General features: G+C 57.3%; 9 protein-coding genes. 1 reads left to right on the plus strand and 8 read right to left on the minus strand.

Annotated features, from left to right (window positions below):
* Positions 1–2,235 (plus strand): 1,4-alpha-glucan branching protein GlgB, encoded by a 2,235-nt coding sequence (glgB, locus tag KUF73_RS08510; RefSeq protein WP_218437595.1) that lies wholly within the window; start codon positions 1–3, stop codon positions 2,233–2,235.
* A 175-nt stretch (positions 2,236–2,410) separates the two neighbouring features.
* On the opposite strand, the gene KUF73_RS08515 is transcribed toward glgB, so the two are convergent.
* From KUF73_RS08515 to KUF73_RS08550, 8 genes are all read right to left on the minus strand, one after another.
* Complete coding sequence (locus KUF73_RS08515; RefSeq protein WP_256345507.1) at positions 2,411–5,281, minus strand: RHS repeat domain-containing protein; 2,871 nt, start codon at positions 5,279–5,281, stop codon at positions 2,411–2,413.
* 93 nt (positions 5,282–5,374) lie between these two features.
* Positions 5,375–6,442: an autotransporter outer membrane beta-barrel domain-containing protein gene (locus KUF73_RS08520; RefSeq protein WP_218437596.1), complete on the minus strand. Its 1,068-nt coding sequence runs from the start codon at positions 6,440–6,442 to the stop codon at positions 5,375–5,377.
* A 313-nt stretch (positions 6,443–6,755) separates the two neighbouring features.
* Complete coding sequence (locus KUF73_RS08525; protein WP_218437597.1) at positions 6,756–9,305, minus strand: autotransporter outer membrane beta-barrel domain-containing protein; 2,550 nt, start codon at positions 9,303–9,305, stop codon at positions 6,756–6,758.
* Positions 9,306–9,540: 235 nt separating this feature from the next.
* The gene (locus KUF73_RS08530) at positions 9,541–12,159 is read right to left on the minus strand and encodes an RHS repeat domain-containing protein (RefSeq protein ID WP_256345509.1); all 2,619 of its coding nucleotides are present in this window, start codon (positions 12,157–12,159) and stop codon (positions 9,541–9,543) included.
* Positions 12,160–12,366: 207 nt separating this feature from the next.
* Complete coding sequence (locus KUF73_RS08535; RefSeq protein WP_218437599.1) at positions 12,367–13,167, minus strand: endonuclease/exonuclease/phosphatase family protein; 801 nt, start codon at positions 13,165–13,167, stop codon at positions 12,367–12,369.
* A 164-nt stretch (positions 13,168–13,331) separates the two neighbouring features.
* Complete coding sequence (locus tag KUF73_RS08540) at positions 13,332–14,090, minus strand: PIG-L deacetylase family protein (RefSeq protein ID WP_218437600.1); 759 nt, start codon at positions 14,088–14,090, stop codon at positions 13,332–13,334.
* 168 nt (positions 14,091–14,258) lie between these two features.
* Positions 14,259–16,418 carry a glycogen debranching protein GlgX gene (glgX, locus tag KUF73_RS08545; RefSeq protein ID WP_218437601.1) on the minus strand — a complete coding sequence of 720 codons (2,160 nt, stop codon included), beginning with the start codon at positions 16,416–16,418 and terminating at the stop codon, positions 14,259–14,261.
* Positions 16,419–16,643: 225 nt separating this feature from the next.
* Positions 16,644–16,988 carry a DUF2934 domain-containing protein gene (locus tag KUF73_RS08550; RefSeq protein WP_218437602.1) on the minus strand — a complete coding sequence of 115 codons (345 nt, stop codon included), beginning with the start codon at positions 16,986–16,988 and terminating at the stop codon, positions 16,644–16,646.
* Positions 16,989–16,994 lie beyond the last annotated feature (6 nt).

The raw sequence follows: 16,994 nt of genomic DNA on the forward strand, positions 1-16,994 counted from the left end.
ATGAGTTTCTCGAACAGGGAACAGGGTCATCATCATAAAGAAGCGCTGCTGCCCAGGGCGCGGGATATCGATGCGCTGGTACGGGCCGAGCATCACGACCCTTTTGCAATACTCGGCCCCCACGACGATGGTGCCGGCGGGCAGTTCATTCGGGCATATTTGCCGGACGCCTTGAGCGTGCAAGTCGTCGCCAAGGACTCCGGGGAAGAACTCGGCAATCTTGAAGCGACCCAGACGCCGGGGTTGTTCGTCGGCCATTTCGACCGGGCACAGCCGTATCTGTTGCGCACGCGCTGGGCCGGCGGCGAGCAGATCGCCGAAGACCCGTACAGCTTTGGCCCACTGCTCGGCGATATGGATTTGTACCTGTTCGCGGAAGGCAATCACCGCGATTTGAGCAGCGCCTTGGGCGCGCAATTGAAAAACGTGGATGGCGTCGACGGCGTGCGCTTTGCCGTGTGGGCACCGAATGCCAGGCGGGTGTCGGTCGTCGGCGACTTCAACGTCTGGGACGGTCGTCGCCACCCGATGCGTCTGCGCCATCCCACCGGCGTCTGGGAGTTGTTCATCCCGCGCCTGCAAGCGGGGGAGGCCTACAAGTACGAAATCCTCGGCAAGCAAGGGATCCTGCCATTGAAGGCTGACCCGATGGCGCTGGCTACGGCGCTGCCGCCAGACACCGCTTCAAAGGTGGCGTCACCGCTCAAGATCGACTGGCAGGATCAGGCGTGGATGCAGTCTCGTGGCGATCGTCATAGCCCGGCAGCACCGCTGTCTATCTACGAGCTGCACGCCGGTTCGTGGCAATGTGAGTTGGACGACCTCGGCGAAGTGGCCCGTCAGTACACTTGGCCTGAGTTGGCCGAACGGCTGATTCCCTATGTGAAAGACCTAGGCTTCACCCATATCGAACTGATGCCAATCATGGAGCACCCGTTCGGTGGTTCGTGGGGCTATCAATTGCTTTCGCAATTCGCCACCAGCGCCCGATATGGCACCGGCGACGAGTTCGCAGCCTTCGTCAACGCCTGCCACCAGGCCGAAATCGGCGTGATCCTCGATTGGGTGCCGGCGCATTTCCCGACAGATACCCACGGTTTGGCACAATTCGACGGCACCGCGCTCTACGAATATGGCAACCCGCAGGAAGGCTTTCATCAGGATTGGGACACGCTGATCTACAACCTCGGACGCACCGAAGTGCACGGCTACATGCTGGCCTCGGCGCTGCACTGGCTCAAGCATTTCCACGTCGATGGTCTGCGGGTGGATGCCGTGGCGTCGATGCTGTATCGCGACTATTCGCGCAAGGCCGGCGAATGGATTCCGAACCGCCATGGCGGTCGGGAAAACCTCGAAGCCATCGACTTCCTCCGTCATTTGAACGACGTGGTAGCGCTGGAAGCACCGGGCGCACTGGTGATTGCCGAAGAGTCCACTGCGTGGCCGGGTGTCAGCCAAAGCACGCAACAGGGCGGTCTGGGCTTCGCCTACAAGTGGAACATGGGCTGGATGCACGATTCGCTGCATTACATCCAGCAGGACCCGGTGTACCGCGCCCATCACCACAACGAGCTGAGTTTCGGCCTGGTCTATGCCTGGTCCGAGCGTTTCATTCTGCCAATCTCCCACGACGAAGTGGTGCACGGCAAGCATTCACTGATCGACAAAATGCCCGGCGACCGCTGGCAGAAATTCGCCAACCTGCGCGCCTACTTGAGTTTTATGTGGGCGCATCCGGGCAAAAAACTGTTGTTCATGGGCTGTGAGTTCGGCCAATGGCGCGAGTGGAACCACGACCAGCAACTGGACTGGTACTTGCTGCAGTACTCCGAGCATAAAGGTGTGCAGAAACTGGTCGGTGATCTCAATCGCCTGTACCGCGAAGAGCCGGCGCTGCACGAGCAGGACGATGTGCCGCAGGGTTTCCAGTGGCTGATTGGCGATGATGCGATCAACAGCGTTTACGCGTGGTTGCGCTGGAGCAAGGATGGACGCCCGGTGTTGGTGGTGGCGAATTTCACCCCGGTACCGCGTGAGGCTTATCGCATCGGCGTGCCGTTTGCCGGACGCTGGACCGAGGTGCTGAACAGTGATTCGGCGACGTATGCCGGTTCCAATTACGGGAACAGTGGCGGGGCGTTTACCGAGGAGGCACCGAGCCACGGGCAGGCGTTGTCGCTGGTGCTGAATTTGCCACCGTTGGCGGTGTTGATGTTGCGGCCGGAGGGCTAATCCGAAACCGCCTTCGCGGGCAAGCCTCGCTCCTACCGTTCTGAAGCGCTCATAAATGCTGTGACCGCCTCCGAACTGTAGGAGCGAGGCTTGGCCGCGAAGACGTCAAGCCGGCAATGCAATCTTACTTCTACATTTTCGCTGCTTCCCTGCAACTAATGTTTTGCCGAAATCTTTAATGAGGCAAGGGGATTCGATGGCCTTCATACCCTCGTAACTCTTTGAGATGGATTACATTGGCTTGTTCGTCGATCTTGGTCACCTTAAAATCTGCATGGGGTGAAAATACAGAACCTTTTATAACGGAAAGACCACCGTTCATGCTGGCGGCGCTAAATCCCGTAATAATAAAAAGACCGCTTTCTTTTGTTGATCTGAAGTCATCGGTAACTGATTGGTCTAGCGCTGCTGACAGAAAACTCAGGGAGTGAAGGACAGAACTATTATCTTTGGCTGTTTTATATCCTTCCAGTGCTGACTTCGTTAGCCTGCCTGCTCGATAGTATATTCTCGATGAAGGATTTGACTGATGATAAAGTTGATAACTTACCTTGTCGGCATCATCAAGCCTGAAGGTTGCTGCTGAAGCCTTGATATCCTGTTTTAATTGTGTTCCGCTTTTCCCTTCAAAGTTGCTGATGTCATGCCTCTCTTTTAACTCCCTCATAACCTCTGATTCATTTATATATATTTCTTTCTTGTTTCTCATGGCGTTGTTGATCATTTCTGAGCCGTGAGTTGTTGTGTAAAAGTTGATGAATTTTTTAATGTCATATTTACTTTTAGGTCTTGTGATATTTTTTTGAGGTAGGTGGATTGGTTTTTCTGAAAATTTTTTAATCTGTTCTGCTGCGAGTTCTTTTTTTGCGTCAAAGTGTTGTCGGGCTCTTTGCACTGCAAGTTCAATAATTTCCGGGGCGTAATTCTGATCAAGTAACGAATCTAGTATGTCGGACATGGCTTTCTTTGGGTCATCCCAATATACGGAGCCGAAATCTGTTGTATGTATTATTTCTCTCGCCAGATCTCCTTCAGGTGACAAACCGTCGAAGTCGTACAACGCGATTGGATTATTTCTCACCATGCGAAAAAAATTGAGCCCATCAATAGCCCCGGCCGGATCCGGATTAATCCACCGCTGCAACCACGGCGCGTAATACCTGAACCCATAGTAATAAAGCCCTGTCGCATCCCGCTCCTTACCCGAATAACGTATCGTTTTGTACTTCGCTTCAGTCGCCGACCGTGCGGCGTAGCAGGCGGTGTCGCCAAACGGGTAATACCATTCCTGGCTGATCAGGTCCGCATTCTGGTCCAGTTCCAACGTGCTGGACTTCAGGTGATCGTTGAGGTTGTAACGCACTTGATCGTTGAGGATCTCATCGGGTGGTTTGGCGACCCAATGCAGCACTTGCACGGTGTTACTGCCCGCGCTGGCGTTGATCACATGAAGAATTTCCCCAGTGCCATGGCTGCGGATTTCTATGCCGGGCAGGTAACGCACTTCGCTGATCAGCGTGCGGGCGTTGGTTTGGTTCGTGCGGATTTTGCGAACGCGTTGGCCGCTGCCGTCGTAGATATTCGTTTGGCAGTCGTTCGCGCCGTCATCTCGCTCTATGGGATATACAGCGCAGAGCTGATTACGCAGATCCCAACTCAACGACTGGCCGGCCTGCAGTTCACGCAAGTTACCATTGGCGTCGAAACCCGCCAGCAGTTCCGCTTCGGTGGGTGGCCGGCCATCGCGCTCGGGCAGGCATCGGTTGCTGTAGCGAGCACGGCTCAGCGTGCGGCCATGGGCCTGGGTGCCGACGTGCACCAAGTCCAGTAGGTTGCCGCCCGCGTCGTAGTAATAGGTCTGGCTGTAATTTGCGAGCTGGTTGGGGTCGAGGGGCAGGGGATAGACGTCTGATAGCGCGGGACCATTCCGACCTGCTTTGGCTTCCCAACCTGTCGCGTGGATTAATTGGTCGAGGGTGTCGTAGCTGTAAGTCTTGATCGGTTCGATGCGCTGGTTGCTGAAGTAGCGGATGGCTTGCGCGGCATCTTCGATGCTCAGGACATTGCCAACGGCGTCGTAGCGGTAGTTCAGGTCTTGCAGCGGTTGGCCATCGGCTTTGTGCGCGCTCAACTGGGTTAGTCGACCATTGGCAGGATCGTAACGGTGGCGGGTGATAACCCCGTTGCCGGCGGTTTCCGTTTCGATCTGATCGGACGGGTTGTACTCGATATTGTTGACCAACAGCTTTTCGACCTGCCCGGCACTGGCGAGAGTCAGTCGAGTATTTTTCAATTCACCAGCCACGGTGTAGGCGAAGGATTGGCGGTTACCGAACGCATCGATCTGATGGAGCAATTCGCCACTGGGCGCGTAATCCTGCAAGGTGCTGGCACCCTCGCCGGGTTCGAGCAAGGCATCTTGTTCGACCGTAGCGGTTGGCCAGTCCGGCGCATGGGTGTCACGCAAAAAGTGCCGGGTCTGCTTCAGCCGCGCTCCACCCAGCCCAAGATCGACCAGATGCAGCGTACCCGCCGGGTCATCCTTTCGAACCAATTGGCCGCAGAGGTTACGCAGGGCAGCGTCATCATCAACACCGGCATAGGAGAACCGCTCCAATACATGTTCCGCGACGCCCAGGCCACGTTCGCGCACAGCCGTCGGACGCAGCAACTCGTCGTATTCGGTAGATGAGTGACTACCACGCCCGTCCCAGCGTTCGATGATTTGCGCGGCAGCACCCAGCAACGCCACACGCCAACCAGCATCCACGCTGTCACTCGCCAGCGGCACGCCGGACAGGCTGAAAACCTGGCTCAGGTTGGCCGGCACCGACGCGTCGGTCCGGGCCAGGTCAAACAGATACGGATCCCGACTGGCCACGGGACGGCCGGCGGCGTCGAAACGTTGATGCGTGACTCGCACGTCAGCAGAGTCGGCCGATTGCCGCCGATGGAACTGCATCGTCCTGACAACCAATCCACGCGGGTCCGCCACCTGAAGTGTCGGCGTGCCGCGATGAACGTTATCTGCTGGCATCGAAGGCATTAGCAATGACCCCGGTCGAGAACGAGTGCCCATCACAATGCACGACCTTCAGTGCCCTGAATACTGGCAAAACTGTCAGGTCACGGCAGTGTTTTACCAGCGCATCCGCACCCCTAGGCTGCCGATCAAGCCGTTCAAATCATTGTCATCCACATCACTGCTGTAATCGGCGCTGACGTACAGGCTTACGGCGGGCGTCACTCGGGCCACCAGGCCCAGACCCAGTTCGACGGTGGAAGAATTTCGGCTGCTGCTGATCTTGTCGACCTGATCGAGGGTCACGGTATTGCCGGTGTACACCGTGTGCCACAAGTTGGTCCGTACATAGGGTTCGACGGGCAGGCCGTTGAGGTCGTAACTGCCTTTCAATTTGGCGCCGACCCGGCCACTCCATGCCGTCAAGTCAGTGGATGAGGCATTGCCCGAACCTGCATAGGGGGTGTCCAGGGTGATCCGTTGATTGATCAACTGCGCCTGGGGTTCAACCACCCAGTTTTCGCTCACGCCGATGGGGAAGCCACCTTCGACCGACACGGTCATCGCGGTGCCTTCGGTGGCTTGTCGGGCACCTTGTTCGTTACGGCTGAAACCGCTGACTCGACCTCCGCTGGCCGTCAGGTCCACGTGCCAGCCTTGTGCGCCGGTCAGGCTCCAGTAGGCGCCGAGGCTTTGGCCTTGCAGATTGAGGGTGTCGCTGTTCGGGTCAGACAGGGCGCGATTGTTCAGCAAGCCGTTGCTGTTGCCCTGAATCTGACTGGTGCCGCCGATCAGGCCGACCCGTTGGGTTTGACCGTTGCCGCTTTGCAGGGTCAGGATCGCCGGGCTTTTGAGTTCGCCTGAGCCGGGGATGGAAAAACCTTCGGCTTGAAAATCGGTTTGTGCCTGGCGCGAAGCCCGCCCATACAGTTGGTCCCAGGCAGAAGGTGCGGCTTCTTCGGTGGTCAGGCTTGAACTTCGCAGGTCGGGCGTGGTGCTGAAACGATGGGGATACGAGGCGGCGAGGGCGGGCAAAGTGAGCGCCGGGATGTCCTGGCTATACCAGGGCGTCGTTTCTTCCTCGGCCGGTGAGGCCTGCACTTCCATGGAAGAGCACAGCAGGAGTGAACTCGAGACAGTGCAAAAAGTGACTTTAATCTCTTGTTGGGTGAATGAGGTTTTCATGGGGGTCTACCTTGCAATCGCATGCCGTACTCGCTCTGGCGTCTCTCCTACCCCGAATGAGGGGCGACCGAATGGGTGGGGGCAAGCCGGGGGCCGCCCGTGTTAGCGGGTGTCTTGGGGGCTTGCCCCTGATTGTGTTTCCGGGGGTAGTACCGTGAAGTCAAGAAGACCCGTGCCACTGCGTCAAGAAAATGGCCGATAAATGGTAGGGCTATTTTAGTAGTTATAAGTGGCTGATTTTTTGAACTTCTCTAAGTTCTTGTTTATTGGAAAAAACATCCGGAAGCTCAGGAGCTAGAGCCTTTGCTCGGTATTACCAGCTGACCCTGAGGCCCAGATTACCGGTCATTCCCCGCTGCTGGTTGCTGTCGATATTGCTGCTGTAATCGGCGCTGGCATACACGCTGACAGAAGGCGCAAGGGTCAACACGGCGCCGATACCCAGATCGGCATAAGAGGATTTTTGTTCAGTATCAATATCGGTGGCTCTGGCAAATGTGACCGTATCGGTGCCGGAAAAGGTGTGCCACAGGTTGGCGCGCAAATAGGGTTCAAATGGCAGGCCACTGACGTCGTAGCGCCCTTTGAGTCGGGCACCTAGCCGGCCGGTCCAGGCGGGATCGGAATCGAAAGACACTTGTGAAATGCCATCGTCCTGGCTGTCCAGGTAAACGTTCTGATGGATCACCTGCGCCTGGGGCTCGATCACCCAGTTGCCTGTCAGTGCGACGGGATAGCCGGCTTCCGCCGAGAGGGTGACGACGTGCCCTTGATTGTCGAGTTTGATGCCACGGTCAGAATGACTGTCACCGTCCAGCCAGGTGTACATGGCAACCGTGTCGACGTACCCGCCCAAGGGATCTGTCAGTGTCCAATAGATACCGAGGCTGTCGCCCTCAAGTTCGACTTTGCCCGCTTGCTTGCCTTCGAAACCCTGGTTGAAACCGTCAACATCGCCTTTCAAACGGCTGTGGCCGACAAAAAATCCAGTGCGCTGGGTTTGGCCTCCGGAGGTTTGTGAGCCGTACAAATCGTTGCCCACCTGAAACCCGTCGAGCGAGCCGTCGAGGCGTGGCGTCACAGTACCGGCCCAGGTCTGGTCGAAGTTTTTTCCATAGACGCGGCCCCAGCCCGCACCGAACGACCCGGTCTCGGTCAACAGGCGCTGATCGCCCTGGCGATCGTGGAACGTGCCGAGTGCGGTCAAGGTCAGTTGCGCAGCCGCAGGTGGCAATACCGACCAGGTCGGCACTTCCGGGCGGTACAGGGGAATCGGTGCGGCACCGGGTTGGACGACGGGTAACGACGGTGTTCCGAAAGCCGCCACCGGCAAGGCCACCAAAGGCACCAGAATGGGCGGCAAGGTTGGATCAGGGTTGGGCACCGCCACCAGCGGCGGTACAACGACGGACGAACGCAAGTACCAGCTGTTTTCGCTACCCGGGGTAACGCCGCCCTTGAAAAAGTAGTAGTCGTAGGCACCGGCCGACACTGGGGTTTTTAGGGTAAAGGCACTGTTGTCGCTGGTTGCCGTGCCTTGGGCCTGTACCAGCTGGATGCCGTTCTGCTCGGTCAATGCCCCAAGACCGCCCACGTTGCTGACGGTAATCGCGGTATTGCCGGACAAAATCCCGTTGTTGACGACCAGTTTGTCGCTGGGGGAGCCGTCCGTGCCCAGTGCACTTTGCAAAAACAGTTGCCCGTTATTGCCCGAATAGTTGCCCTGTACCGTCAGGGTATCGCTGGTGCTGGTAGTACCGCTGCTCAGGTCAATCACACCCGCGTTATTAAGAGTAGTGAGCCGGCCAGCGGTGAAAGGCGTGATGCTGCCTTGCGTCGAAGTCAGTACGCTGCTGCCATCGATGTTGAAAATGCCGGTGCCGGTGCCGCTGTCACCGAGAACGAAATTGCCCGCAAGATTGAACTGCGAACCGTTGCTCAAATTGACCGTTTCCCAATTGATGTAACGGTCGGGACCGGCGGAGGAAGTGTGATCGAAAGTCAGCAGGTCGTTGCCTGTGCCGCCATTGATGCTCGGGGTCTGGGCGAGGGTGCTTTCACTGAGATTGCGCAAGGTTGCACTGTCGTTACCGTCCTCCATCAGGACCGCGGAGCGGATAATGCCACCGCCGTCCCATACAAAGGTGTCGTTGCCAGTGCTGGTGCGGATCTCGCCGACAATCTCGCCACCGGTAACGGTGATACTGTCGTTGCCGCCGCTGACGCTGATGTTGCCGCCAATCCTGCCGCCGGAAACGATGATGGTGTCGGTGCCGAAACCGGTGACCAGGTTGCCGTCGATGAGCCCGCCGGACATGTCGAACCGGTTGTTGTCGAGCTTCATGTCGACCCGACCGATCTGGCCGCCGCTCATTCTGGCCGTGTCGCCGTCCTCGAATGCACCGACGATCCTGCCACCGCTCATCTGGAAGAAGTCGCGGCTATCACCCTGAGCCAGGGATGCGATGGTCCCGCCGCTCATGGTGAAGTTATCGATGCCATTGCCCTGGCTGACTGCGCCGGTAATCTGGCCAGCGCTGATGTTGAGGGTATCGGCACCATCGCCCTGATCGACCGCGCCATTGATGCGGCCGGAATTCATGAAGATCGTGTCTCGGCCTGCACCGAACGTCACATTGCCATTGATCGAGCCAGTGCCATTGGGCGGGAAGGTCAGATTGTTGTTACCCGCCAGGTCGGTCAGTGGCCCGTTACTGGCGCTGTCGCACACGAAGTTGTCGTCACCGGCGGTGGGAGTGAGGGTGCAGGCAGCTTGGGAAATTTGAGGCCAGCTCACACAAAGCCAGATAGAAAAGGCGCAGGCGCTGTAACGGTACTTGGGTAGATCATTTGAGAAGCTCATGCATGTCTCCCGCGTTGGGGTCGGCATCCGATCGGCCACTGATTGAACGTGACGAGACATCGGATGCACCGGCAGCGTAAGTTGCGAGACAGCATCAGGAAGGTAATCAACCTTCAGGCAACGGCGGCTACTGTGGGTTGCAGGTCTGTTCGGTTATCGAAACCGACGTGGGCACCGTAACAATAGGTTGGGAATGTTGCTACTGTCAGAAATAACAGTTGAGGCAAAGACGGTTTCAATGTCGGGATAAGTTGTCAATGAAAAACGTTTTAACCAAAGCGGGGCGCGGCTGAACTGTTGAGTGTTTAAGTTCGTGTGCATCAGCTAACTCATAGGCGTGAGAGATGATCGCCGTGTTCGTATTTTTACTATTGATATAACTTGACTCGTTATATTCTGATAATTCCTCTATTGAGGGTTCGACATAAATGTCGAAGGTATTATCGGCTTGCATTATTTTGATAACTTTGAGTCCGAAGGTGTTCAGGATTTCTTTTGTCGATTTTCCATTTTGTGTTTTTTCCATGAATATATTCTTTAGCTCTTCTGAACCACTGTCCAAGTTTCTGGTTAAACGACGTGTCTCTCGGTTGTCAACCGCCCACCTGCGTATTATGGAAGGTAGATGCCCAGAAAAGCCTGCCGACTTCGAAACCATACTGTATTGATGAATCGTGACGTCACTCGCAAAAAAATCAGTTTTCTTTGATCCGTCCGGGTGTTGTGAATTGCGATAGTTATCTTCAAAAGTCCAGACATCTCGCTCATATATGTTGGTAAAGCTATCGGCTCTGAGGACTGAGGCCTGCGATTTTGCAACTGATTGGATTTCATTCTTTAAATCCAGCATGTGTATTAGTTGGTTTTTAGTCCGGTTGAGCCGTGCTTTAGATGTCTCGTCGCGCGAATTAAGGCGTTGGCTTAAGTTTGGATCAAAATATGAAGTTTTAGACTTGCTGGTGCGCTCGTCAATTGGCGTACGCCCCAATCCATCCTCATCAAAAAAACCCACCGGATTATTCTTCACCATCAAATACCGGTTCAACCCATCCACATCCCCCGCAGGGTCCGGACACATCCACCGCTGCAACCACGGTGCGTAATATCGATATCCATAGTAATAAAGCCCCGTCGCGTCGCGTTCCTTGCCCGAATAACGATGGGTCTTGAACGTTGTTTCCAACGCATTCCTGCCTGCCCACCACGCCGTACCGCCGAACGCGTAATAACCCTCCTGACTCAATAATCCAGCCTTGTCATCCAGCTCCAGGGTACAAGAACCGAGCAGATCGCTGAGGCTGAAGCGCAACTGATCATTGATGACCTCCTTGGGTGGCGCTGTTTGCCAGTGCAGCAGCCGAACTCGGTTGCGTCCTGCCTCGGCAGTGATCACATGGCGCTCTTCACCGCCCGCGCTGTCGAAGTGGATCTCCAGTCCCGGCAGATAGCGGGTATCGGTGCGCAAGGTGCGCCTGCCGGTTTGGGTGATGCGTACTTTGCGCAGGCGCTGTCCGCGACGGCCGTAGCGGTAGCACTCATGATCATCCGGCCCGTCCTCGCGCTTGACCATCGTGACCAAACCTAACTGCTGGCGACCATCCCAACTGACAGCCTGCCCAGGCTGCAACTGAAGCTGGTTGCCGCAGGCGTCGAAGCCTTTGGTGATGTCTTCTTCGTCAGGCAGCGAGCCATCCTCGCGCTGAGCGAGGCTGCGGTTGTGGGTGCTTGAAATCTTCATGCTGAAGTTCGGTGCGCCGCTGTGGTGGCGGGAAAGCAAATTACCCGCAGCGTCGTAATCGAAGGTCTGGGTGTAATGGGTCAGAAGATTCGGGTCCAGCGGCATCGGTCGCATGGTCGGGAGTGCGGGGCCGTAACTGGGCGTGAAGACTTGTCTGCCGCTGGCTTCGACCAGTTGATAAAGACTGTCGTAGCGGTAGCGGTTGATCGGATCGATGCGCTGATTGTTGAAGTGGCGGACAGATTGCGCCGTGTCTTCGAGACGAATGATGTTGCCGACTGGATCGTATTCGTAACGCAGATCCTGCAGCGGCGGGCTACTGGGCGAAGCGCTCAAGAGCTGCACCGGACGGCCATCATCGGCTGCATAAACAACATTGGTAAGCACACCATTGCCGGCCGTTTCAGTTTCGATTTGACCCGCGGCATTGTATTGAATGTCGCTGATCAGCAAGCGCGGTTCCGACATCGTTCCGGCCAGTTGCAGCCGAGACTCCCTGAGCTGGCCCGCCACCGTATAAACGAATGTGCGTTGATTGCCTTTGGCGTCGGTCTGGTTGAGCAGTTCGCCTGTGGTGGTGCGGCGTTCGCTTGATACAAATCCCTCGCCGTCTTCCAGCAACGCCTCACGCAGTTGAAAGTCGAGAGGCCAATCCGGTGTTTCCAGGCTGTTCAGATACCGGCGGATGTCGACCAAAGGCACACCGTTCAAATCGTATTCCGTCAGCCGCTGACTGCCAGCGCCATCATCGTATTGCACAAGGCGACCGCACTGGTTGTGAGCCGCGTACTCGTCGCTGGCGGTTGCGTAGGTAAAACGCTCGATCACCAAAGAGGATTCATTAGCCATCTGTTCGACAATCGCGATCGGCCGCTGAAGCGGGTCAAATTCGGTCTGATGCTGAGTTCCGCGACTGTCCCAGCTGAAGCGCAAGGCCTGCGCCTCAGTCAGGCAATTCAGCTGCCAACCGGCGTCGACGCTGTCGCTCAGAAGCGTCTGGCCGGACAGCCCAAAAGTCGTCACAAGGTTCGGTTTTTGCGCGTGGTCCCAGAGTCGCGGGTCCCAATGGGCCACTAAACGCCCGGCAGCATCGAAGAGTTGACGGGTAATCCGCATCTCGGCGACGTGCTCGACACGCTGTCGACAGTAAGCCACGTTCCGAACGGCGAGCCCGCGAGGATCTGACACCGCCAATGTGGGGGTGAAGCTGTCGTGAAACGCTCGGGAGATCATCTCGGTCCGTCGTAACCCAGTTCAGTGTAGGCCGAGCATGACTTTGATTCAGAGCGCCGGATACTGTAAGAACTACCAGATCTGACCGGATTACAGATGCACTTCCACCGCCAACGGCAGATGATCCGACAAGTGCGTCCAGGGCTTGTGCCCGAGGATTTTCGGTTCATGGCTGCTGGCGTTGCGCAGATAAATCCGGTCCAGGCGCAATAACGGAAACCGTGCCGGGTAGGTTTTGGCGGGGCGGCCGAGGTGCCGTTCGAAGGCTTCATGCAGGTAATCGCGGCGGGCGAGGGCGGCGTTGCCTTGGAGCTGCCAGTCGTTGAAATCGCCGGCGATAATCACCGGCGCGCCTTCGGGCAGGGATTCAAGTAGCTGGCAGAGCAACTGCAACTGCAGTTGGCGATGGCTTTCCAGCAAACTCAGGTGAACGCAGATCGCATGGACTTCGGCGTGGCCGGGAACGTCGAGTATGCAATGCAACAGCCCACGGCGTTCCGGGCCGGTGATCGAGACATCGAGGTTGCGGTGTTCACGGATCGGGTACTTCGACAGCAGTGCGTTGCCATGGTGACCGTCGGGATAGACCGCGTTGCGACCGTAGGCAAAGTCGCTCCACATGCTGTCAGCGAGGAATTCGTATTGAGAGGTTTGTGGCCATTGGTTATAGCGCGAAGAATGTCGCTCATGTTCGCCGACGACTTCCTGCAAAAACACCAGATCCGCCGACGTGCTGCGTACCGCTTCACGCAGTTCCGGGAGGATGAAACGTCGATTGAGCGCGGTAAATCCCTTGTGGGTGTTGACCGTCAGCACACGCAATCGATGAATGGCCGGTGGTGTGTTCAACGGCACTGATTCGACCGTCCGGCGTTTGGGATCGCTGATCACTTTCACTCCTCTGAATCCGAGTTGCTTATGCATGCGACTGATGGGGCGGCGGGCAGTTCAGAGTGATTCGTCGTGATGCTAAAAGATCGCAGCCTGCGGCAGCTCCTACAGGTGTACGCCATTCAAATGTAGGAGCTGCCGAAGGCTGCGATCTTTTGATCTGCTCAGACAAAAACGATTTCATAGGGCAGGCGCATTCGCTCCAGCAGCACCTTGGGCAGCAGCGGTGCGATGCCCAGGGCCGGCTCGCCATCGAGCTGGCTGGCATAGGCGTGGGTGGCGTGGCTTTTGCGCGCGACCGTCCAGCTGTCCAGACGGACTTTGCGGGCGCGATGCCAAGGGATCAAAACGTGTTCACGCGTCGGCCAGTGCCAGGCCCAGACCGGGACTTCGTTGAACGTTGCCCCAGCGATAGTCGCCGCATTGGCGCTGGCGCGGCCGACAGCGTCATGGTCGGGGGTGCCGTCCTCGCACCAGGTGCTGAACACCACATCGCCGGGGCGCAGGTAGCGGGCGAGGAATTGTGTCAACTCAAGCTCCTGCTCGGCCAAGGCGTTGTCGGTGAAGCCACCACGAATCCATTTCAGGCTGTGCATCGGCAACCCGAGCCGACGCAAGGCCTCGACGCTTTCCTGGGAACGAAACACGCTGAGGCGTTTTTCCGACCATTGTTGTGTTCCCGGTTGAGTGCCGCTGCCGTCGGTCACGGAGATCAATTGCAAGGGGTGGCCCATGGTGCTGAGCAATTGCAGCAGGCCACCGCACATCACCACCTCATCGCCGGGATGCGCAGAAATCACCACCGCACGTGAGCCAGACGGGACCAAAGACTGAGTGCCAATGACGGGAATATTGTCCAGCTGCGGAGCGTTGTTCCAGATTTGCCCTGGCAGGCCGGTTTCACTGAGGGAAACAGGTTTCATGAGATGACGTCCTTGTTTCGTTTCACGAGCCGTGAAGGCTGGTTGATAGCAATGCGCGGCCATCCGAACCCTGGATGGCCGCGCATCAAGTATTGCTCATGAAAAGGTATCCGTCGCGTCCGGGATTGATCCGGGGCGATATTTCATCTGCCGTGTGTCCGGCTCATCTCAATCCTCTTCCTCATGCTGCAATTCGAACAGCAGCAGTGAACGCCCGGTGACCGAATACTCATGGCCGAACTCGAAGCGTTCCTGGCCGCGAATCGCCGGTTGATTGGTGTCGATCATGCAGGTCCAGAAACCACCATCGGGCACTTCCGGCAGCGTGAAATTGACAATGTCGTGATGGGCATTGACCACCAGCAACAGGGTGGCGTCGGCACCTTTGCGGCGGATGCCGGTCTCCTGGGCGCGGCCATCGAGCAGCATGCCAAGGCACCGATTGTGCGCATCATGCCAGTGCTCGGTGGTCATCTCGCTGCCATCCGCCGCCAGCCAGGTAACGTCCTTGACGCCGATGTCCTCGTTGTAATTGCCAACCAGGAAGCGCCCGCGACGCAGGATCGGGTAAGCCAGGCGTAACTTGATCAAGCGCTTGACGAACTTCAGCAGCGCCTTGCCGTCCTCGCTCAAATCCCAGTTCACCCAACCGATTTCGCTGTCCTGGCAATAGGCATTGTTATTGCCGTCCTGGGTGCGGGCGAATTCGTCGCCCGCCACCAACATCGGCGTGCCTTGGGCCAGCAGCAAGGTGGCGAAGAAATTACGCATCTGCCGGTGGCGCAGGGCATTGATCTCGGGATCGTCGGTGGGGCCTTCGACGCCATGGTTCCACGACAGGTTGTTGTTGCTGCCGTCCTGATTGTTCTCGTCGTTGGCTTCGTTGTGTTTGTCGTTGTACGACACCAGGTCGTTGAGGGTGAAACCGTCGTGGGCGGTGATGAAGTTCACCGATGAGTAGGGCCGCCGACCGCGCTGGTTGAACATCTCGCCGGAAGCGGTCATGCGACTGGCGAAGTCAGCGATTTGCCCATCGTCGCCTTTCCAGAACGCACGCACGGTGTCACGAAATTTGTCGTTCCATTCCACCCAGCCCGGCGGGAAGTTGCCGACCTGATAACCGCCGGGGCCACAGTCCCAGGGTTCGGCGATCATCTTCACCTGGCGCAGCACCGGGTCCTGACGGCAGGCCACGAGAAAGCTGTGACGCTCGTCGAAGCCATCGTGGTAGCGCCCGAGAATGGTTGCCAGGTCGAAGCGGAATCCGTCCACGTGCATCTCCGAGGCCCAATAGCGCAGGGAGTCGGTGACCATTTGCAGCACGCAAGGGTGGCTCAGGTCCAGTGTGTTGCCGGTGCCGGAATCATTGATATAGAAGCGCTTGTCGTCGGGCATCAAGCGGTAATACGAGGCGTTGTCGATGCCGCGCATGGACAGAGTCGGGCCTTGTTCGTTGCCTTCGGCGGTGTGGTTGTAGACCACGTCGAGGATCACTTCGAGGTTGGCTTCGTGCAGGTGCGCGACCATCTCCTTGAACTCGGCGATCTTGCCGCTGGCCAGGTAGCGCGGATCGGGAGCAAAAAACGCAATGCTGTTGTAGCCCCAGTAATTGGTCATGCCTTTGTGCAGCAAATGCTGGTCATTGACGAACGCGTGGATCGGCAGCAACTCCACGGTCGACACGCCGAGTTTGCGGATATGTTCCAACACGTCATCGACCATCAACCCGGCAAAGGTGCCGCGCACGTTTTCGGGGACGGAGGGATGACGCATGCTGATGCCGCGCACGTGGGTTTCATAAATGATCGTTTTGTCCCACGGCACGCTGACGCGGTGATCGTGACCCCAGGTGTGCGCCGGATCGATCACTTTGCACTTGGGCACGAAAGGCGCGCTGTCGCGCTCATCGAAGCTCAGGTCGGCATCGGGGTGGCCAATGGTGTAGCCGAACAACGCCTCGGACCATTTCAACTTGCCGACCAATTGTTTGGCGTAGGGATCAATCAGCAATTTGTTGTGGTTGAAGCGATGACCGCTGGCCGGGTCGTAAGGACCGTAGACGCGATAACCGTAAATCAGCCCCGGATGGGCGTCGGGCAAGTAACCATGGTAGATCTCGTCGGTGTACTCCGGCAGTTCGATGCGCTCCAGTTCCACCTCGCCGGCATCATCGAAAATGCACAGTTCGACCTTGGTGGCATTGGCGGAAAACAAGGCGAAGTTGACCCCCAGACCATCCCAGGTCGCCCCCAGCGGAAAGGGCAGACCTTCACGGATTCGCGACGGTTCGGTGTGCGGTGCCGGGGTGTCTTTCTTTGGACGGGTCATAAGTACTCCTGAAACGGGGGCAAACTCACACTGCTCTTTGTAGGAGCGAGCTTGCTCGCGATGGGCGTTAACGCAAACGCGTGTTTTCTGGATAAACGAGTCACCCTCAGGTCTTTCGCGAGCAAGCTCGCGCCTACGAAGAGCAGTTTCGTTTTTTGCGCGGGCAAGCCTCTCCTCTGTGGCGAGGGGCTCGCCACGAGGTCAATCAGGACATCCGGAGAAACGTCAGACGGCTGGCGGCTTGCGCGCCGCACGAGGCTTTTTCTCGGCAGCTTTTTCCCCAGGCGGAATCACCGTCGAAGCAGCAGCAGGCTTGGCTTTGGATTTGGGTTTTGCCGCGACGGCGGCCTTGCCATCGAGACCTTTGCCATTGAGCGCCTTGCCGTCGGCGGCTTTGCTCGCGGCGACCTTGCTACCAGCGGCTTTCGCCGGTTTTTTCGGTGTCAGGGCTTCGGCTTCGGCCAGTTTGCGCGCCATCTCCCAGTGGCGAGCTTCCTGACCCTCGGGTTGTCCTTCTGACTCCCAGATCTGATAGGCAAATTCGCGTATGCGTTTATCTTCGGTACTCATCGCAAT

The sequence above is a fragment of the Pseudomonas sp. PD9R genome (assembly GCF_019200975.1).
Classification (GTDB): Bacteria; Pseudomonadota; Gammaproteobacteria; order Pseudomonadales; family Pseudomonadaceae; genus Aquipseudomonas.